The sequence below is a fragment of the Nostoc sp. NZL genome (assembly GCF_015714705.1).
GTDB lineage: Bacteria > Cyanobacteriota > Cyanobacteriia > Cyanobacteriales > Nostocaceae > Nostoc > Nostoc foliaceum_A.
The window spans coordinates 30,275-50,175 of the sequence record NZ_WBKL01000034.1; the positions used below are offsets into that span (position 1 = coordinate 30,275).

General features: G+C 41.1%; 13 protein-coding genes. 6 read left to right on the forward strand and 7 right to left on the reverse strand.

Going from position 1 to position 19,901, the window contains the following annotated elements:
* Positions 1 to 78 precede the first annotated feature (78 nt).
* Together F8R90_RS04565 and F8R90_RS04570 are read right to left on the reverse strand one after the other, a co-directional pair.
* Positions 79 to 4,872, reverse strand: coding sequence for a PAS domain S-box protein (locus F8R90_RS04565; RefSeq protein ID WP_196509751.1), 4,794 nt, complete (start codon positions 4,870 to 4,872; stop codon positions 79 to 81).
* Positions 4,873 to 4,884: 12 nt separating this feature from the next.
* Complete coding sequence (locus F8R90_RS04570) at positions 4,885 to 5,118, reverse strand: helix-turn-helix domain-containing protein (RefSeq protein WP_190892148.1); 234 nt, start codon at positions 5,116 to 5,118, stop codon at positions 4,885 to 4,887.
* A gap of 175 nt (positions 5,119 to 5,293) precedes the next feature.
* Here F8R90_RS04570 and F8R90_RS04575 point away from each other — a divergent pair, with 175 nt between their 5' ends.
* A complete protein-coding gene (locus F8R90_RS04575; protein ID WP_196509752.1) occupies positions 5,294 to 5,578 on the forward strand; it encodes a hypothetical protein in 285 nt (94 codons plus the stop codon).
* A gap of 192 nt (positions 5,579 to 5,770) precedes the next feature.
* Positions 5,771 to 7,969, forward strand: a complete 2,199-nt coding sequence (locus F8R90_RS04580) for a CHASE2 domain-containing protein (protein ID WP_196509753.1) — start codon at positions 5,771 to 5,773, stop codon at positions 7,967 to 7,969.
* Between the two features lie 287 nt (positions 7,970 to 8,256).
* Here F8R90_RS04580 and F8R90_RS04585 read toward each other — a convergent pair whose 3' ends face one another.
* Positions 8,257 to 10,986 carry a zinc-dependent metalloprotease gene (locus F8R90_RS04585; RefSeq protein WP_196509754.1) on the reverse strand — a complete coding sequence of 910 codons (2,730 nt, stop codon included), beginning with the start codon at positions 10,984 to 10,986 and terminating at the stop codon, positions 8,257 to 8,259.
* Positions 10,987 to 11,379: 393 nt separating this feature from the next.
* Positions 11,380 to 11,979, reverse strand: a complete 600-nt coding sequence (locus F8R90_RS04590; protein WP_196509755.1) for a Coq4 family protein — start codon at positions 11,977 to 11,979, stop codon at positions 11,380 to 11,382.
* Between the two features lie 333 nt (positions 11,980 to 12,312).
* On the opposite strand from F8R90_RS04590, the gene F8R90_RS04595 reads away from it, so the two are divergent.
* Positions 12,313 to 12,708 carry a hypothetical protein gene (locus F8R90_RS04595; protein WP_190892161.1) on the forward strand — a complete coding sequence of 132 codons (396 nt, stop codon included), beginning with the start codon at positions 12,313 to 12,315 and terminating at the stop codon, positions 12,706 to 12,708.
* A 651-nt stretch (positions 12,709 to 13,359) separates the two neighbouring features.
* Positions 13,360 to 14,808 carry an AAA-like domain-containing protein gene (locus tag F8R90_RS04600; RefSeq protein WP_196509756.1) on the forward strand — a complete coding sequence of 483 codons (1,449 nt, stop codon included), beginning with the start codon at positions 13,360 to 13,362 and terminating at the stop codon, positions 14,806 to 14,808.
* 443 nt (positions 14,809 to 15,251) lie between these two features.
* On the opposite strand, the gene F8R90_RS04605 is transcribed toward F8R90_RS04600, so the two are convergent.
* Complete coding sequence (locus tag F8R90_RS04605) at positions 15,252 to 17,132, reverse strand: ABC transporter ATP-binding protein (protein ID WP_196509757.1); 1,881 nt, start codon at positions 17,130 to 17,132, stop codon at positions 15,252 to 15,254.
* Positions 17,133 to 17,214: 82 nt separating this feature from the next.
* Here F8R90_RS04605 and F8R90_RS32640 point away from each other — a divergent pair, with 82 nt between their 5' ends.
* Positions 17,215 to 17,427 (forward strand): GNAT family N-acetyltransferase, encoded by a 213-nt coding sequence (locus F8R90_RS32640; protein WP_196509758.1) that lies wholly within the window; start codon positions 17,215 to 17,217, stop codon positions 17,425 to 17,427.
* A gap of 24 nt (positions 17,428 to 17,451) precedes the next feature.
* On the forward strand, positions 17,452 to 17,982 hold the full coding sequence (locus F8R90_RS04615) for a GNAT family N-acetyltransferase (RefSeq protein WP_331000601.1): 531 nt from the start codon (positions 17,452 to 17,454) through the stop codon (positions 17,980 to 17,982).
* A 76-nt stretch (positions 17,983 to 18,058) separates the two neighbouring features.
* Here F8R90_RS04615 and F8R90_RS04620 read toward each other — a convergent pair whose 3' ends face one another.
* Both F8R90_RS04620 and F8R90_RS04625 read right to left on the reverse strand, forming a co-directional pair.
* A complete protein-coding gene (locus F8R90_RS04620) occupies positions 18,059 to 18,481 on the reverse strand; it encodes a hypothetical protein (protein WP_196509759.1) in 423 nt (140 codons plus the stop codon).
* A 56-nt stretch (positions 18,482 to 18,537) separates the two neighbouring features.
* On the reverse strand, positions 18,538 to 19,901 hold a 1,364-nt coding region (locus F8R90_RS04625; protein ID WP_196509760.1), incomplete at its 5' end, for a GUN4 domain-containing protein.

Sequence of the window (19,901 nt, forward strand, 5' to 3'; positions counted from 1 at the left end):
TTGGATTGTGCAACCCAAGCCGCAGAATCTCTTTGTTTTGATGGTCACAAATAATAAAGTATGAAGGTAGAGGCAGGTTTATTCAGCTATTAAGTTGGCGATCGCATCTACTAATTCGGCTGGCTCTACTGGTTTGGCAAGATGCTTTTGAAATCCGGCTGCAAGTACCTGTTTGGCGTTCATTTCTCCAGCGTAGGCGGTAAGTGCGATCGCTCGAATTTGCCCTCCTTGCTCTGGTGGTAGTGTTCTCAACTGTCGCATGAACATACAGCCATCCACTTCTGGCATTCCAATGTCGCTTAAAAGTATATCTGGCAAGGATTGGCTTAAAGCGGCTAGTGCTTTTTCTGCTGATGCTACTGCTGTCACATTTGCCCCATACTGCTCTAGCAAGAAGGCAATGAATTCTCGCGTATCTGCATCATCATCCACTACTAAAATATTGACACCATTTAAATTTGAGGATGTCTCTGAGTTGCTACTGTCCTGTTTAATCTCTAATTGATTTTGGATCAGTGGGAGTCTCACAGTAAAAGTTGCCCCCTGATCTTCGCCCCCGCTTTCTACCTGGACTGTGCCGCCATGCAGTTCGACTAAGTGACGGACGATCGCTAACCCTAATCCCAGTCCACCAAACTTTCTGGTGGTGCTGCTGTTCTCTTGGCGAAAATATTCAAACACATAAGGTAGAAAATTGGGGTCGATACCTTTGCCAGTGTCGCTGACTTGAATTAGTGCTGAGTTGGAATTGGAATTAGTACATGATGATAGGCGGATATCAACCCGTCCGCCCGCAGGTGTAAACTTAACTGCATTTGAGAGTAGGTTCCAGACGACTTGCTGCAATCGGCCAGAATCACCCAAAACTTGCCCCAAATTTGGTTTCAGGCTGATATGCATCTCAATTGACTTCGCTTCTGCCGATAACCGGACTGTTTCCATTGCTGCCGAAATCACAGATGTCAAATCAACTGGGTAGATATTCAGGCTAAGTTTACCTTGTAAAATCCGGGAGATATCCAGCAAGTCTTCAATTAGTTGAGCCTGTAATATAGCATTTCGCTCAATAGTCTTCAGGGCTTGAGGGATTGTCTTTTCATCAAGTTTTTTGGTTTGGAGTAGCTTAGACCATCCTAAAATTGGGTTGAGTGGCGATCGCAATTCATGAGAAAGGACTGCTAGAAACTCGTCTTTAATCCGGTTGGCGTTTTCTGCTGCTTCGCGTGCCGTTTGCTCTGCCTCGTATAGGCGGGCACGTTCCATTGCTTGAGCGCACTGCTGTGCTAATGCCAACATAAAGGCTTGGTCATCCTGATTAAACTCCTGAATCTCGGCAAAAGCTAGAGACATTCCCCCTATGGCTCGTCCTTCGATGATCAATGGAATTGAAATCCAAGCGCCGTAGTCAAGCTGGGCGTATTCTTTAGCAAGATGTGAGTAACGAGCAATTCTTGCTGTTGTTGACTCTTGCCAGATGGGCTGCTTGTTTCTCACTGCTTCTGCCAGTGGTACGGATGCATTAATAGAAAATCGACGCCATAAATCTACTGCTTCTTGTTGATAACCAACGGTTCGGATAATTTCCAGTTCAGTACCACTTTTAGTCACTAGTGCTACTAAAGCAGAACTAGCTCTCATAGCTGCCATACCTTGCTCTACAATTACTTCAGCAACCTGTGCCGGAGTTAGAGATTCAGAAAGTGCAGCGGTAATGGTTTGCAGACGCGCAGTGCGAGATGCTGCCCGTAAAGTCGCCTGTTGAGATTGCTCTGTTTCTGTATAGAGTCGGGCATTATCAACGGCTACGGCAGCACGACAAGCCAACTCCTCAGCTAACATTAGGCTTTTGGTGTCGTAGCGACGACCTGAAGAAGATACCAAATTCATAGCTCCTAACACCTTTCCTCGAACTATGAGCGGTACACTCATACCAGATGTAGGATTTAGTTCTTGCAAGATTTTTAGGTGAGCGGTGTTCTGGGTTGCCGCTTGCATCTGTTCATCAGAAATAAAATGAATAATTTGTGACTTGCCTGTCCGTATTACCTCAGCAACACCTTCTCTTCGTGTCAAATCAGGCGGATAATTTTGTAACTGTTCTACCAATTCTTGTTTCTCTGGATTGGCGTGGGCTGCTGCAATCCTGCGGACTAATTGATTGTCACAAATAATATCAACTAAGCACCAATCAGCTATTTTAGGCACTGCTAAACGCGTCAAACTGGCTAAGGTTGTCTCGTAGTCCAATGATGCAGCCAAAATTCCACTAGCTTCAGCTAGAAAACGCTGCTCCTCCTCCACCTGCTTGCGCTCAGTAATATCGCGCGAGGATGCCTGCATCTCTACAATTTCTTTAGTTTGGCGATCGCGAATAGCTCGAATAGTTGCTTCCAACCAGATATAATTTCCGTCTTTGTGACGAGCACGGTGAGTAATGGTATAAATATCTGGTAAATCGGCATTGACTGGGTAATTACTAGCAATCTCTACCAAATCGTCTGGGTGAACTAACTCCTGGCTGTGATGACCTACTAGTTCCTCTGGTTGATACCCCAGTACTGTGCAGCAAGCTGGTGAAACGTACAGAAGAGTTCCATCTATTGTATGACGTGAAATAATATCAGTTGAATTCTCAGCCAGCAGCCGAAAACATGCCTCACTCTCGCGCAGTTTTGCCTCTGCCTGCTTGCGGACATTAATGTTACGGAAATAAAGCGATAACCCTGTGGATGAAGGATAGGCGCGAACCGTAAACCATGCATCAAAGGGTGGGTAATAATCTTCAAGCTCAAGCGGCATTCCTAGATCAACTGCCCTTTGATAAAGCTGACCAAAGCTAGTACCAGCCAGTTCTGGGAATTCTGACCACAAATTTTTTCCGAGCAGATCCTCGCAGGAACGCCCCAGAGTCCTGCTTCCCTCATGATTGAGGTAAGTAAAGCGCCATTCACTATCAAAGGCAAGAAAGCCGTCAGTGATACTTTCTAAAATCTTGGTAACTTGCTCTTTGGCAGTTTCAGCGTCAACACGAGCCGCTTGCTCCCGCTCAAATAGCTGTTCACGCTCGACTTCTGCTTGCTTGCGCTCCGTGATTTCTTGGCAGATTGCACCCACCCAGGTAATATCATTTGGTAGTTTAATCGGATAGTAATTTACCGACCAGTGCCGCTGCTTTCCAGGCGCGGCTGGTGTCTCTCCGTTGGCCTCTTGGGCAATAGATTCTCCCGTTTCGATCACATGCTGGAAAGCTTCCATCACCGCAGAATCTACCCCAGGTAGCAGTTGGGCGACGGTCTTACCGATATGCACCTCTTGGGGAAAACCATTAATCTCAGCTAAAGCATCATTCAATCGAACGTATCTCAATTTCTCATCCCATAAGCCAATACCTATAGGTGCGTTATTGAAGAGGGTATCAAGCAGAACGTTAGCTTCAACCAAGCGAGCCTGTTCTGTTTTCAGTAGCGCCAGCAATTGCTCACGTTCTGCCTCAGCTTGTTTGCGTAAGCGAAGCTCGTCGTAGACATCGCTGATATCTACGCACATTCCTACCCATTCCTCGATTTCGCCTGTTTCATCGAGTATAGGCACACCGCGTATCTTCATGTAACGGTATTCGCCGTCATGCCGCAGAACACGATATTCGGCAACTGCAACGCTGCGTCCAAAAAAAGCCTGTTGCCAAATAGCAGCTACAGATGTCCGGTCATCTGGGTGCAGTGCGTCAACCCAACCCCATCCTTTGTATTCTTCGGGATTTTGCCCAGTGAACGCCTCCCAAGTTGGAATCTCGTCAACAACGTTGCCCCAAGGCCCCGCGCTCCAGACTATGGATGCGCTTGCTTCTGCCAGTGAGCGGTAGCGTGCTTCACTATGACGCAGATTTTCTTCTACTTGCTGCTGTTCACCCAAATATTGCCGCAAATCTGTAACCTCTTGAGCTTTTAGATGATTAATTAAATCTTTAACAAGAGGAAAATTTTCCTCCCCAATCGAGACACCTGAGGTTTCAAAAATCCGACGATATTTTTCCTCACTTTCTTGCAGTAACGACGAACTTCGCTGCTGCTCAATGAACTGACCAATTTGAGTGGCGATCGCACTCATCATTTGGAGTAAATTGGTGTCAGGTTCTAAAATTACTTCGCTGAAAAATTCGATCACACCTAAGATTTTATTACCCAGCCGAATCGGAAATCCGATGGCGGCGGCAAAAAAATTCTCGTTTTGAGCGGGTTCTGAAATCCCAACAGGTTGACCACTTGCCCAAATTTGACCGGGTAACTTTTCACCCAAAGCAATTGTCTGTTGGATGAATGGCTCTTTCTCCAAGTCAGATGAATACCAAGTACTCATGCGCTGGAGAACATTAGCTTCATCGTCAACACTCCAGATGATCCCAGCTTGCCATCCTAAACTTTCGCACAAGGATTGTAAAATAGCTGGAACTGCATTCACAAGCGTAGTCGCCTCAGAGAGGAGGTTAGCGATCGCATACTGGGCAGTTAAAAGCTGTTGGCTGCGTTTGCGCTCAGTAATATCTGTAATTAAGATTGATACGCCAGTTTCTGAGGGATAGACGCGGTTTTCCAACCAGCGATGCCATTTTGGATAGAAATACTCAAAATTTACTGGAACTTGTTCGGCAACAGCCCGGTACAGTTCAGTGTAGAGTACGCTATTAACTGTGTCAGGAAACTCCCAAATACTCTTGCCTAAGAAGTCTTCTTTATTTATCCCAGCTAGTTCAGCTAGCTTGTCATTAACGTAGGTGTAGCGCCATTCACGATCCAATATGACAAAAGCATCGCTGATCCTAGCTAAGACTTGTTCAACGTCTTGGGTGATAGTTGCTGTCACTTCAGCAGCCACAGTCTCTGCTCCTCATTTTTGAAAGTATCTGGCTAAAAGCGCTTTACCGGGTTCTCCCATTTGGTATAGTAGCTTTTCAATTTCTTTCATAGCCAGTGGCGAAGGTCGTGTCCGTCCGTTTTCCCATCGGTTTATAGTGTGGAACGAAACCCCTAACATCGTTGCCAGTTTTACCTGTGAAAGTTTGAGGCACTGCCGAGTCTCACGAACCAACTGTGCAATCTTTGGCTGTTCGATTGCTGGCATAAGCTAAATATATTTTTATTTTTCTACTAGATATTGGAATATAGCAGATGCTATAACTCTCACTACATCTATCTAGAGTTATAGAGGTTGTAAGTTGGTGATTATGTACTACATCAACTATCATTCAAGCTATTTAAGCTAGTAATAGAGTTGTTTTAATCCAGGGAATGAAAATATGAGGGTTTGGCTTGCCTGCTTTTTTGTGCTATTTGCTTTAGCAGAACTGTTTGACTGGTTGCAAGAATTCAATCTGCCATTACCTATATATATTTTGGGTGGCGCTTTTTTAGCAGTTGCTTCTAACTACGATAAAATCGTTGGCTCTTATTTTGATGATCCGAGTATCGAAGCATCACTAGAACAACCCCAGTTAGATTCACTAACCCCATCTTCTAGTCCTATTTCTTTCCCAATTGCCAGTTCTGTTGAAGATGCTCACAAATCTCAAACAGAGAATTAGCCGTATAGCGCGATTGTCTTATTCTGTGGGCTGTGCCTAAGCTTTAAGAATAGGAGTACGCCAAGGTCTCTAACCAGCAAGTAAATTGCTACATTAATAGGAGCTTCAGGTTAACTAGCTTTTAACCTAGATTCCGAAAATTAACTTCTGCGCCTGCAACATCTACCCAATTCAGGCTACCGCCGCAACGCCGTGATTAGTGGACTATTAGAAAAACTCCGTGTCCCCTTTGTCAAAGTTCAGGATTCCCGTGAAACTTCCAAGAGCAAAAGCTGGTTGCAAATTATTTTGGTTACCAGTGTGGGAGTCACCGCCTTTATCTGGGGAGTTCGGGAACTCAAATGGTTGCAGCCTTGGGAGTTAAGAGTTTATGACCAGATGTTGCGATCGCGTCCAGCACAAGCACCCGATCGGCGGATTTTGCTAGTAAAAATTACTGACGACGATCTCAAACGAGAGAAATGGACTCTATCAGATCGTACAATCAATCAGCTATTAAAGAAAATAGAGTCTTATCAACCGCGAATTGTTGGTTTATATCTTTTCCAACCAGAACACAACAATTTGGCGGCTAATCTGCAAAATCAAGATAACATCATCAGCACCTGCTTGTTCAGCAGTTTGGGTAGAGATGAAATGCCACCGCCACCCAATTTCCCTATAGATAATGTTGGGTTTAGCGATGTGGTTGCTGACCATGAAAACGACCAAATTCTCCGCCGTAGTTTGTTATTTGCTCACTCTACAGACCAGAAATGTACAACATCATTTGCATTTGGTGCCCTCATTGCAATTAATTATCTGGAAAAACAAGGCATTGAATACCAGTTCACTAATAAAGGGGATTTTCAGTTAGGTAAAACCCTGTTCCCACGTTTACAAGCTAATTCCGGTAGCTACCAACATCTGGATGCAGGTGGCTATCAAATATTATTGAATTACCGTCACCCCGACAGCCTCGCCGACCAAGTAACCCTCACAGCAGTTCTTAGTGGCCAAGTCAACCCAAATCTAATTAAAGACCGACTTGTAATTATCGGTACCACAGCAACTAATCTCCCTCCAGGTGGATTTTATACGCCCTACAGCACTTTGCCAGATCAACCAGCTAGAATGCCTGCTCTGTTTATTCATGCACAGATAGCCAGTCAACTGATCAGTACAGTGTTGGATGGGCGATCGCTAATTTGGTATTGGCCAGACTGGGTGGAACTGATTTGGGTGTTGGGTTGGTCGCTTTTAGGTAGTGTTTTAGCATGGCGATGGCAAAATCCGTTGCATTTGCTAGTGGCGGGAGGGACAACTCTACTTGGCTTGGTATTAATCTGCGTTGCTTTGTTTTTGCAAGCCGGATGGGTGCCGTTAATCCCTTCTGCGCTTGCTTTGGTGTTTAGTAGTATCTGTGTGATTGCTTATACTAGCTACCAAAATCAGCGACAAACTCAGGTGATTATTCTGCAAGTTGAAAAACAACAAGAAGCAATCGCCCAATTAAATGTCCTCTTAGAAGACAAAACAGCAATTCCCGATTCGTCTATTGATTTTCTTCCCCCAATTGATTCACCAGAAACAAAATCAGGTGATTTGCTTTTGAGTGGACGCTACAAAATATCTCAAACTCTTGGTGCTGGTGGATTTGGTCGCACTTATTTAGCACAGGATACTCAACGACCGGGTAATCCGATTTGTGTAGTGAAAAAGTTAATGCCAGCCCGCCAAGATACACGGTTTTTGCAAGTTGCTCGCAGGTTGTTTAATAGTGAAGCTGAAATTTTACAATCTTTGGGTAGACATCATCAGATTCCCGAACTACTTGCTTATTTTGAAGATGACCAAGAATTTTATTTAATTCAACAATATATTGAGGGACATACCTTAAGTGAAGAATTACCACCTGTGCAAAATGTGCAGAACGAATCATTTGTAATTGAGATGCTCAAACAAGTTTTAGAAGTTCTAGAATTTGTTCATCAACATCGAGTGATTCATCGTGATATCAAACCGACTAATATTATTAGATGTGCTCAAGATAATCGGCTGGTCTTGATTGACTTTGGTGCTGTCAAATTGATGCAACCGCCCAGTAGTGAGCAAACAGAATTAGCCACAGTAGCCATCGGGACGCGGGGTTATGCACCTCCAGAACAATTTGCCGGTCATCCCCGCTTGTGCAGTGATATCTATGCTTTAGGAATGATTGCGATTCAAGCCATAACTGGGATACCACCGCAAGAACTCTACCCAGATCCAGAAACGGGTAATGTGATGTGGCGAGAAACGGTGCAAGTGAGTGAAGAATTAGCGGCAATTTTAGATAAGATGGTTTGCTATCATTTTAGCGATCGCTATCAATCAGCCGCCGCCGTTTTACAAGATTTAAAACGGATGTAGTCCTGGCGATTAGAAATCCCGGAACCATCAAGATGCCTACGGCGGTAAACTACGCCACATTAATAAATAATTGATTGATATCGTGTCCGGTTAAAGACTTATCATTTAGACCGCAGGGGGCAGGGGGCAGGGAGCAGGGGGAAAGAGGCTTTTGCGCTTTTTGCACAGATGCGGGAATTATAACTAATTAGGCGGACATGATATGAGAACAGCATAAAAAATCCAAGTAGCCAGAATTTGGATTTGTACGCCGTTCGGATCACCGACCCAGATATAAGCCAAACCTCCTATTTAGAAAGTAACTGGGCATTTAATGCTTTAGTGATGCGATCGCCAGAAGCTTCTAAATGGGCTAGGGTGTAAATATCAAGGCTTTCACTCAGTTGCTTGAGTCTGACATCAATCGCTTTTTGCAGTTGGCGCAATTCATACCAAGCCAGTGTCCGGCCATCTTCAGGTGTATCAGTAGTACCCAACATCATCTCTAGCAAAATATTTAGATATTCCCGTTGCAATGAACGGCGGATGCTAGAAATTGGCTTTGATTCTCCTGGAGTTAAAACTTCTGTCCAGATGCCTATTTGCAGGGTGTCTAACAGTTCCGGGATGGAAAGCGCTTCTCCAGGCTGGGTTTTTAATTCTATATCTTGTAAACGATTCAGGCGATCGCTGTCTAGTAGCGATCGCAGTACCGCACTCTGGAAACTCAGAATGCGATCGTGAATTGGATAATCAAGGCGGTTGTTAGGTACAGAACTACCCCAGTGTTCCCAGCGTGACGGTGCTAGTTGATTGAGCAATTGTGGTGAAAAGCTAAAAGCATTCTCAGCAAATACATACTCTTGAAGCTTTGTCAATGCTTGACGTTGTTTTAAAAGTGAAACTGGTACAAATGCCCAAGAAGCATCATCACTAGCATGGACACGGCGAAAAGATTGTCCACCAATGTATTTAGAAAGCAAGGTGGCGTTGCGAAAATAATATTTAAGTACTCTATTGAATGAGCCACGCAGGTTACTATAACTTTCTCCTTTCGATAGATAACCCTTATCAAGGTGCTGCCACATAAAACGGGCATTATCCATTTGCCATTGCGAATAAAGTAGCACATCACTACTCATGTCCCAGACATTTGCCAAAGGATTAATGTCCCAGATATCTTCATCAGTTGCATAAGATAATTCTGGTTGAGGCGACACTAGGGCAATCTGCTCTAAAAAACTTTTTTCTGATTCTGGAATGATTCCCTCAAGTGCTACTGATGGGCTTTTTTTATAACCATACTCAATTGCCCATTCGTCGTAGGGCCCAACAACTCCTGGGAAATAATCACCTTGCTGTACTCCCTGTGGAGCTATATTCACGGGTAGATAGTCCATCACCGAACCCACTAAACCTTTAGTGTGAGTGATTTCAGTATTATTTAATTCTTCGGGCGCTAACATGGTGCTGCCGTGAAAGTTGTGGCGTAAACCGAGAGTGTGCCCGACTTCGTGAGCGATGAGAGAACGCAAGTATTGATGCACATACTCTTTCATCGTTTCACTACTGGGTGTAGTGCTTGGCAAAATTGACAACACCAACGCCCCCATCGCGGCTTGAGATGAAGACTCCATGCTATAGCAGAGGTCATTGTCTGCTAAATGTTGCTCAGGAAAAGCTTTAAAACCTTTCGATAACATTGCAGATAAATTAGCTGGACATGAGTTTTTACCCAGTTGGGAAAAGTGCCCATCCATAAGTGCGTGATATTCTTGCTGAATTGAGCGCACCATATTGGCATCCACAATAATATCTGCATCCAATATTTCCCCGGTGAATGGATTAACGCGCACTGGGCCTCTGGCAAAACCTGCATCTAAAGAATTGAACCAGCGAATAGTGTTGTAATGTACATCTGCCGGTTGCCAATCGGCATCATCTGGCATTTGCTGCACTTCAATAGCATTTTTAAATCCAGCTTTTTCAAATGCTTTGTTCCACATCAAAACACCTTCACGAATTGCATCGCGGTACTCTAGTGGCACAGCATTTTCAATCCAAAACACAATTGGCTTTTTGGGTGGAGATAAAGGAGCCTTAGGATCGGATGGTTCTAGATGCCAACGATTGATGTAACGTACAAATGATTCATGAGCATTATTATTAGAGAAATCTTGGAAAGCAGTAATAAAATATCCCACTCTGTCATCTGCAAGTCTGGGAATATAACCAGTGTTTTCTCTAAGCTGAGAAAAACTGTAGTGTACCTTCAGAGTGAGTGCCCTGCTATCGGGTACGGTGACTAAATTTGCTCCTTCTGGTGATGAAAAACCGTAAATAGAATCAATTTCTACGTTTTCTGGGAAGCTGTTAACATCTCCCAAATAAGACTTGTGTGCATCCAAGTGGTAATCAGCTTGCAAAGAGTATTTTAATAGGGGAGTTAATCCGGGAAAATCCTGCATTAGCAGTTCATCCAGGTTGATCAGAATATTTTTACTGTGCGGATCAATAGTGTATATTTCGAGCGAATAAAGAACTGAGTCGCTAAATGAACGAGCAAGCGATCGCTGTTCTGGTCTACTTTCTGCACGGAATTTAACATTACGAACAACAAAGTGCAATCTATTGTTTACTCGTTGAAAGTAGAAGAGAAAATCAGAAAGAGGTAATCCACTATAAATTCCCTTTTCCCCAACGCCCGATTCCAATGTCACTATAGCTAGATAGTCTTTATTTAGTTGTTCTGGTTTAATTTCTAAGTAAATTTTGCCCGAATCCTCACTGCAATAAACTGTGAAGAGTCCCTCTAATTTATCTATTCTTTTGGCAACCTCATGCACTCGACAAAAGTCTTCTTTTCTACTCTTAGCAAGATTATTGTCAGCACTTGCTAAGTTTTCAACTACCGGGAGTGCATTTAGTTGTTGCACATCAATATTTGAAAGTTGGTTTGCTCCTGCGTAATCACTTGATAGGAGCAAGTTATACAGTAATACTATACAAATTGCTAATTTCCTTATCCAGTATTTCATCCTTTGGCTTTCCACCTAAAGCAGTTCTCGTATTGAGGAAAAATGTGGATTAATTTGTCGTCTGTAAGCCCTTCAAATATCTAGGAATTACGGTATAAATCCACTCAGTTAGACAAAAATTTGCCTCTAGCCTAAAAATTGGCTGACTAATGATTGTTATTAGTAGCTCTTTAGGAATTATGTATATCTTAAGATAGATAATTTATCTAACTATAGATACATGTTTTTTTTATTTGTATCTGTATTAAAAACCAAATGTAGCATTAAAAATGTATTTAGTGCTACATTTGGAAGCCGAAGGAAACTCAAGCATGTTTTATAAACAAAGAGCTAAACTTCCAAAAGAGCTGTTATTGAGCAGGAAAATGCTTTTTTCGGATTAATTGGGTAAATTTATCTTAATCCCAACCGTTTTCTTACATCCTCAATTGGTTCTTCCCAATGGTCTTCAAAGCGGTAGCCCAACATAAAATCAGCTTTTTTGCCTAGTTCTCGCCCTTTCGCTAGGTTGACGAAAATCGCTTTGGTTTGTTGGGGAGCCAAGATGGGATAGAGCAATCTAGCCAACCACAAACCGATTTGAAGTGATTTACTGTAGTTTTGTGTAGCAGCAAAAGCAAGTACACCAATTTCTCCCGCGTAGGTGGTATCAAAATCAAGCAATACATGAAAAATATCGTGGGTGACTAAATATCGCAGAGCAAATAGGTTGCGTTTGGCAATGTCTTCTAGTTCCGGGCTGATGTTTAATGGTTTTAGTTGATTTATCCGCATATGATTGGCATATTCTCGTCCAAAGGAGCCTTGGGGATATTGGCTTAATTGGTTCAAATCAATTACGGGATAATATCCCGCTACTGGTTGTAGTTTGGAGGCAACTATTGGAGAAACTTTAGCACCGAAAAATTCAGATTTAAGAATGGCAATATCACCCAAATTCCCTGAGTTTTTATAAGCCATAATCGCTTGGAGCTGTTGTAGTTTTTGGAGCATAATGATTTTTTTTAGGAAATTTTAAAAAGTGTAAGCAAGGGGGATTTTAGACCTTTATCTAATTTCTAATAACAGTTTGATGTATTCATTTAGCATTCGCTTTTGGATAATTATCTCTCTCGGTTGTTATACAAACTATCTGTAGAAAGGCATTATTGATCGTTGCTTGTACCCATAGACGAATGGTAAATATCCATATAGCTCACAAATCACCTCTTCCCCAAGATTTAAAAATTATTTATTTTTTATAACTAAAATATGCCTTTTGCTAGAAGGTTAATTATCTTTTTATAGTTAATCTTTATGTGTAGTCAAAAAATAAGCTAATTAGCAATGATAAATTTGATTTCTAGGACGATTGGTAACATCAGTTCTCTACTTAATGGACTTCAGGTAAAACGTTTTTTGGCTGTTGTCCTAGTTGGTTTTCTAGTGCTGACGACGAATGTTACTTATGGGCAGAATGACAAAGGCTTAAAGGAGAGAGTCCGCGAACAGGTAGAGCAAAATGATGCTCAAAGACCGAAAACAATAGGGCAGTGGAATAAAGAAGCTCGTGAAACGGAAGGTTCTCCTGGTGAAAGACTTCAGAAGATTGCAGGAGAGTCAGCAGAAGCCTTTAAAGAATTTGGTTCAGGCTACGTAGAAGGCGCTCAGGAAACTGCTAGCGATGTAGGGGACAGTGCGGCACGGGCAGGCCAAGACATCTCTAACAAAGTTCGGCGCTAAATGCGTTACAATACTTCGTTGGTAGCAAGTACTAATACTCTTTCGCCAATAAAAGAGTAATAATAGGGACGCTGGTGTGTAACCACCGAACTCTTCTAATACTTGGGTAACGCGCTTACTCTTCCTGATAATAGATTGTAGCGTTTCTCAGTTGCATAAAATATAGGTCTTTAGTAGGGGTGCACAGCTAGCTATGCACCCCTACTGTGTGTTGCAAGGACTACGTAATTTTTAGAAGCGTAGGCGTAGCCCATCGTAGACATTGCCTACACCTTGTTGGATACATTTGCACTGCAAAATCTAGATTAATACCAGATAATAAATAATTTTCAGTAATCACTTAGTCAGTAGGCATAAATAAACTGAGCTATTAAGGCTTGTGATTTTTTATTTGCAAGTAGTAAAAGACAATTGATGCAGATGCGTCAGCAACTTTCCGTAGGGGAAGAAAAAATGACAATCAATACAATATAGTTATGTTTTTTTGTACCCACTCATCTCACTGATATCAAATAGTGGCGTATCTTTTTTTTACTAGCAAAATGATAATTTTCTAACAGCTAATTAACTGTTGAATAACTGCTTAAAAACATGAAACAATGAGGAGATAGTTAAGACAGTAAATAAAAAAGCAAATAGATAATTAGCGATATGAAGCAATCTAAGAGCACGCGAAGACGGGGAATTGTCCTAACGATCGCTGGGTTGAAGCGTTTGCAAGCGGCAATTCTGGCTATGGAAAAGGTTCAAAACAATGGCGAACGCTTCACTCTAGAAGATTTAGGCGATCGCATGAGTGTTTCTACCAAAACTCTGAATCGATTATGGTCATTGAATACAGGTGTGGATCAAAAAACCCTGAAATTGTGCTTTAGTGCCTTTAATCTAGAATTACAAAGGGAAGACTATGCAATTCTGAGTGAACCGAATAATTCTCAAAGCTCTCGAAGTTACTTACTCAGTTTAGATACAGAAGAGAAAAAAATATCACCGCTTTTATCCCTAGATTCATTTGCTACTCAACACCATAACCAACTCGAAAATCTTTGGTCATATCCAGATGGCCCCGTAGCCCTAGATTCCCCCTTCTATGTAGAACGTCCCCCCATTGAGGAACTAGTTTATCGAGAAATAATTCAACCAGGCTGTGTGATTCGGATTCGAGCACCAAGAGAGATGGGAAAAAGTTCTCTTGTACTGAGGCTGTTAGCCTTTGCCCAGATGCAAGGTTATCGCCCAGTAAACCTGAATTGCAAGCAAATCGATGCCAACTGTCTGACAGACTTAAACAAGCTTTTGCGTTCTTTTTGCTGGCAAATTGCAACAGAATTAGGCATTGACCCCAAGCTAGATGAAAATTGGCATGAGGAAATAGGTTGTAAGTTGAGTTGCAGTTTATACTTGCAATCTTATTTGCTCAAGCAGAGTCAAAGTCCAGTAGTTTTAGTCTTAAATGACGTTGACCGCTTTTTTGAATATCCTCAAATTGCTGAGGAGTTTTTTGGTTTGTTGCGTTCTTGGTATGAAGAAGCAAGACAAGATACCAACTTACAGAAACTGAGGCTAGTGGTGGTTTATTCTACAGAAGTGTATGTTTCCTTAGATATCAACCGCTCCCCATTTAATATCGGACTCCCGATTCGGCTACCAGAATTTACTGAGCACCAAGTAGAATATTTAGCGCAACGGCATGGGCTAGACTGGACTTCTAGTAAGCAGGTTACCAAACTGATGTCCCTTGTGGGGGGACATCCAGCACTAATTAGGATTGCTCTGTATTATCTATGCTGTCAAGGAATCACCTTAGAAGAACTCATACAGGAGGCGATGGCTAACGGCGGTATATATCGTTATCATTTGTGGCGACACTGGGCAATCCTGCAAGAAAATTCCAATTTGGTAAAGGCATATGTTGAAGTTATGACCGCAAAGCAAAGCATTTCCCTGAATCCCCTTTATGCTCATAAGCTCGAAAGCTTGGGGTTGATAACTTATGAAGGCGATCGCATCCTACCGCGTTGCGAACTCTACCGTTCTTACTTTAAAAAACAACTATGCGTTCCTGAATTTGGATATGAATCATTGCAAAAACGTGCTTAATAAAAAACTATCAGGTACTTTTTTTCTCACTCACCGTAATTCTGGGTAGAGAATTCCTTTGGTCAGATTTATCTGGAGCATGAAGCTCTTTTATGTATTCAATTAGCAACGCCAAGAACTATAGCAAGGGACTGGGGACTGGGGATTAGGTGAAAAGTCTTTTTGTGTCTAAGTTTTATCATCTGTTGATGTCCTAATCACCTTGGCTGTTGCTATATCTACAGTTTTTCACTAATGGCGGCTGGAAAAATTTTTAAACTGGTTCTTGATTTTTTTTAACTTAAAATGTCGCTAAACTGTAAGCTAAGGAGCGATACAGCTAGTTTTTAAAAGTGTTTTATTTTACTCTAAATAAGACACCCTGATTTTTCACTTGTTGGTATAGATGTCGTCACAGAGATAGCGATCGCTGTTTGCCAACTTAGGAGTATCCTGAAAATATCCTAACTTCCCAACATCTGCAAGTTATGCAAAGTGGCATAAAGCCCTCCTTGTTGCAGTAGTTGATCGTGACTTCCCTGCTCGATTAATTCGCCACGCTTCAGAACAAAAATCCGGTCTACATTGCGAATCGTAGACAGGCGATGAGCGATAATAATAGCGGTACGTCTGAGCAAAAGCTGGTTTAATGCCTCTTGAACTAAAGCTTCTGTCCCAACATCTAAACTAGCAGTAGCTTCATCTAGTACTAAAATTTGGGGACTGCGAATGGCAGCCCGTGCAAAAGCTAAAAGCTGCTTTTGACCACTAGAAATATTTGTGCCCCGTTCTCGAAGTTGAGTATCATAACCTTGGGGTAGTTCTTCTATAAACTGGGCAATGTTGGTTTCCTCTGCTGCTTGTTGAATCTGTTCAACGGTATAGCCATCTCCTAAAGAAATATTGCTTTTAACATCCCCAGCAAACAAAAAGCCTTCTTGTAGAATGACTGCCATATAACGCCGCAGTTCTGCCTGTGGTACCTCTCGAATATCTACGCCATCTATGAGAATGCGCCCTTGAGTAGGTTCGTAGAGGCGGCACAAAAGACGGATGATCGAAGTTTTACCCGCACCTGTGGGGCCGACTAATGCCACTTTTTCACCAGGATGAATCGTGAAATCTAAGTCTTTAATTACGTATTCATCGTTTTTGTAAGCAAACCAAACATGATCAAAACGGATTTCTCCCAGTTCAGGCGGGGAAGTGAGGTCTGGGGATTCTAGATTTGCAACTATCTCGTCTATGTAGCCAAATTTGGCATCAAATATTGAGAAGCGCACGTTGGCGCGATCGCGGATTTCTATTGGTTCATCCAATATGTCGCCTACGCGTTCAATGGCAGTGAAACCAGCTTGAATTACTGTAAATTTTTCGGCAAAATCCCTTAAAGGATCAAATAATCGTTGGGCATACAAGATAAATGCAGATAAAGTCCCAAAAGCCAAAGTTTTTCCTAACAGTAACCAACCACCCATGCACAAAACAGCTGCGATCGCAATCAAACCAATCCATTCTAAGGTTGCTGAAATAAATGAATCATAAAAGATGGTTTGATCCATTTGCTGAGTGTAGCGGCTGTTTGTGGCGCGAAACAATTCGGCATTAAATTTTTCCCTGCGAAATAACTGCACTACGTTAATGCCCAGCACATTTTCTTGTAGTTGTGAGTTTAGGATAGAAAGTTCTTCCCGCCCTTTGTAATTGGCTTTGCGGTACTGTTGCTGAATGTAAACTATTAACCAGGTAACTGGTAACAACATCAATAGCAGCAAGCAAGTGAGTTGCCATTCGATGGAAAACATTAAACCCAAAATCACCAGCATGGAAAACAAATTGGACACAATGCCAATTGCTCCAGTAGAAAATACATCGCCTAAAACTTCCACATCGCTGGTGATTCTGGTGATTAATTTACCTACGGGGGTGCGGTCAAAAAAGCGTACTGCTAGCGATGTAACATGCTGGAATAAGTCTTGGCGAATTGCTGCGGTGATCTCTTGCCCTAGCTTCTGTACTACGTAACCTTGGTAGCCCGTCAAAATCAAGCGGATTGCGATCGCAACCAACAATAATCCCTCCAGAATATGTAGCCCTTCGGACAAGGGGCGATTCCTAAGAAATTCGTAAGTGTTTGGTTCATTGCGAATCAGGGAGATAACTTGGCCAATCAACAGCGGTTGTACGGCATTAGCTAGGGCAAGCGGTACGAGTAGGCACATTGACAGCGCCAATAGCCGTCTGCTACGACGGGCATAAGGAACTAGACGCAAAAACAACCGCCAGTCATTTTCACGCCGACGGTCTTGCGTATAAGATTTTTTGAGAGATTGATAGATGCTCATAGTAAGAGCATTATATTTTATATTAATGTTTGTAAAAAAATACGCTTGTTTAAAGTAGCATTTATCTTCCTATTCTGATACCGTGCCTCAGATAGAAACCGCAAGACTACTACTAAGACCCTATACTCCTCAAGATTTGGATGTACTTGCTCCCATTTTGAGCAACCCAGCAGTTATGAGGTATTCACCTAGAAGGTCTATACCTAAAGATCAGGTCAAAGAAGTAATCGATGTAGTGTATTATTCTCTGGCTCGTTCAGAATGGCGCTCAGATGATTCTCTTTACATTTTGTAAATTTAATTCTGAATTGGGGTAATTGTGGAGATTGAAACTGCGCGGCTGCAACTAAGGCACTTCTCTCTAAAAGACCTTGATTACCTATTTCGCCTCTACAGCGATGTAGAAATCATGAGGTATCTGTTGCCAAGAACAAGAGAACAAACCCAGGCAAGTTTAAGCAAACATATCCAACAGTGGCAAAAACACAACTTTGGGATGTGGGCGGTAATATACAAAGAAACTGGTAAAATGATTGGTCGTTGTGGACTTAGTTTTCTAGAAAATACACCGGAAGTTGAGCTTGGCTATGTGTTTGACAAGTTCTATTGGAACATGGGACTGGGGACTGAAGCCTCACAAGCAACTTTAAAGTTTGGATTTTGGCAAGCAAAGCTAGATCGGATAGTAGCGATCGCACATCCAGAAAACATCGCTTCAGTGCGTGTGATTCAAAAAGTAGGGATGAAGTACGAAAAGAATGCTAGCTATTACGGACATGATGTCGTATATTTCGCTATCTCACACACAGAATGGCAGCCGGATGATTCCCTTTATATTTTTAAATCTTAAAAGTATCAGTCCCTCTAGCCAGAAATGTTGTCACGTTTGAGTTTGCAGTCATAGGAAAGATAATTTGCAAACTATATTACTTCCTAGTATTATTTATTCGTGTCCCAATAATTGATTGTTCTTTATCTTTTATGAGAAATTTAGAGCTATTAATTCTAAGAACTTCATAATTTTCTGGCATAAACACAGAACCTAAAGTAGCTATCATATCTGCCAAAGAAATTTTAAAAGCTAGTGGCACCTTTAAATTAAAAAATGATTTTGGCATAGTTCTAACATTTAAATGTAACTTTTTTTGAGTTACGTACCATACACCAGTAAATTTATTACCTGTTAGAAATTCTTTAGGTTTAGAGAAAAGAAGTATTTGAACCCTATTTTGCTCATAAGTCATATCATCTTTAAATTCAATAGTAATTTTTTCAGAATACGTATCAAAACGCCATTTTCCCAAAAGTAAAATTTCTATTTCTATATCAGAATGTTTACTACTACTCATATTTATCCTAAAATTATTAAATTTTTTTTTATATTATTAATAAGTATGTAATTAATTTATAGGTAACTTTTGTTACAAGTTTTTACACGAGAAAAGAATAAGTGCATCTGCCAAACTAACCAAGACTTTACCCGCCAAGCTCCCATTGAAAGATGTTCTGTAGATGATTTTGGGGATAAGTCAAAGCTCTCTTGGTCATAGTGTAACCATTTGGCTGGTAGGTGTCCCATCGGTGTCATGGGGGACAATTTAAAAGTTAATTGCTCATAGTCTAACCATTTTCCCTCTTTTCGCCAACCAAGGCGATCGCCAAGTCTCTTTTCTGTTTCATAGTCGACTTGACCACCCATTTCGCTCCAGATAGTTTGCTGAATACTGAAGCCGAAATAACCATAACTATATTGATCCCAAAGTTTATCAATGGTGTGGAGTTCTTGACAAGAGAAATTATCAATATCTTCCTTATAAACTTCATTCCAATAATTCTTGCTCATGACTTTTAGCATTAATTTGGTGGTTTCAATGTCGGCTTCTTTCCATTTATGCTCCGCGAGGAGATGCCGCAATTGGGTATAATCAATGTTTTCATTTTTTAAAAGTTCTTTTTTTAACGTAACATTGTTATTAGTCAGTCCCATGAATCCTGTGTCTTCAACAGTAGATAGAGGCACTGTAGAGACAAAATTTACTTCTGCTATGCCTAGCACTTCTCTTTGATCAGTGAGTTGCTTGGATATATAGTCAGATATTAAATCAATACCCTTATCTAAAAAGACACCATTTTCGCTCAAATCAAAATTATGCATTTGCCAATCTAATAATTGAGATTGAATAAAAGCATCTTTTAATCTGGCTTTTTTATCGTAACTTGTCACCATAAAATCGAGGAAAGTTTCAGAAATTGCCTCGTTATCTTCAAGGTTAAATAAATTTGAATGATACTTTAAAACATTATCCCCTAAAATTTTAATATCTCCGACAGTTGCGTAAAAATATTCATCTACTTTTACGACTTCATCTATTAAATATTGAAAGGGACTAAAGTAATCTTGTAAAGAATTTTCAAAATTGATTGCGGCATGGGCAATTTTTGCTATCTCTTGACGAATCTTATAGGCTTTTCTTTGATATTCGTAAATCTCTTGATATACTTCCAAATTTTTAACTATCTGCTGAACAATCTCTTGTTGATTTTTTGTGTCTTCTGCAAGCTTTTTAATTCCTTCGCCAAGCAATCTTATCTTTTCTAACATTAAAAAATAAGCATTACTCAACAGTAAAACTGCTTTAAAGTTTTCTTGCTTTTCCCATCTTAGTTCATCAATTATTTTCAGATTTTTATTATTTTTTAGCTCTAATTTTATTCTTTCATCTTCTAAATTTTTTATTTCCAAATATTTCTGTTTGAATAATTTTTTTA

What these genes read in the sequence shown, in the direction of transcription:
- F8R90_RS04585 (WP_196509754.1), bottom strand. Translation starts at nt 10,986, where the DNA reads ATGAAATACTGGATAAGGAAATTAGCAATTTGTATAGTATTACTGTAT.
- F8R90_RS04600 (WP_196509756.1), top strand. Translation starts at nt 13,360, where the DNA reads ATGAAGCAATCTAAGAGCACGCGAAGACGGGGAATTGTCCTAACGATC.
- F8R90_RS04575 (WP_196509752.1), top strand. Translation starts at nt 5,294, where the DNA reads ATGAGGGTTTGGCTTGCCTGCTTTTTTGTGCTATTTGCTTTAGCAGAA.
- F8R90_RS04570 (WP_190892148.1), bottom strand. Translation starts at nt 5,118, where the DNA reads ATGCCAGCAATCGAACAGCCAAAGATTGCACAGTTGGTTCGTGAGACT.
- F8R90_RS04620 (WP_196509759.1), bottom strand. Translation starts at nt 18,481, where the DNA reads ATGAGTAGTAGTAAACATTCTGATATAGAAATAGAAATTTTACTTTTG.
- F8R90_RS04590 (WP_196509755.1), bottom strand. Translation starts at nt 11,979, where the DNA reads ATGCTCCAAAAACTACAACAGCTCCAAGCGATTATGGCTTATAAAAAC.
- F8R90_RS04595 (WP_190892161.1), top strand. Translation starts at nt 12,313, where the DNA reads ATGATAAATTTGATTTCTAGGACGATTGGTAACATCAGTTCTCTACTT.
- F8R90_RS04605 (WP_196509757.1), bottom strand. Translation starts at nt 17,132, where the DNA reads ATGAGCATCTATCAATCTCTCAAAAAATCTTATACGCAAGACCGTCGG.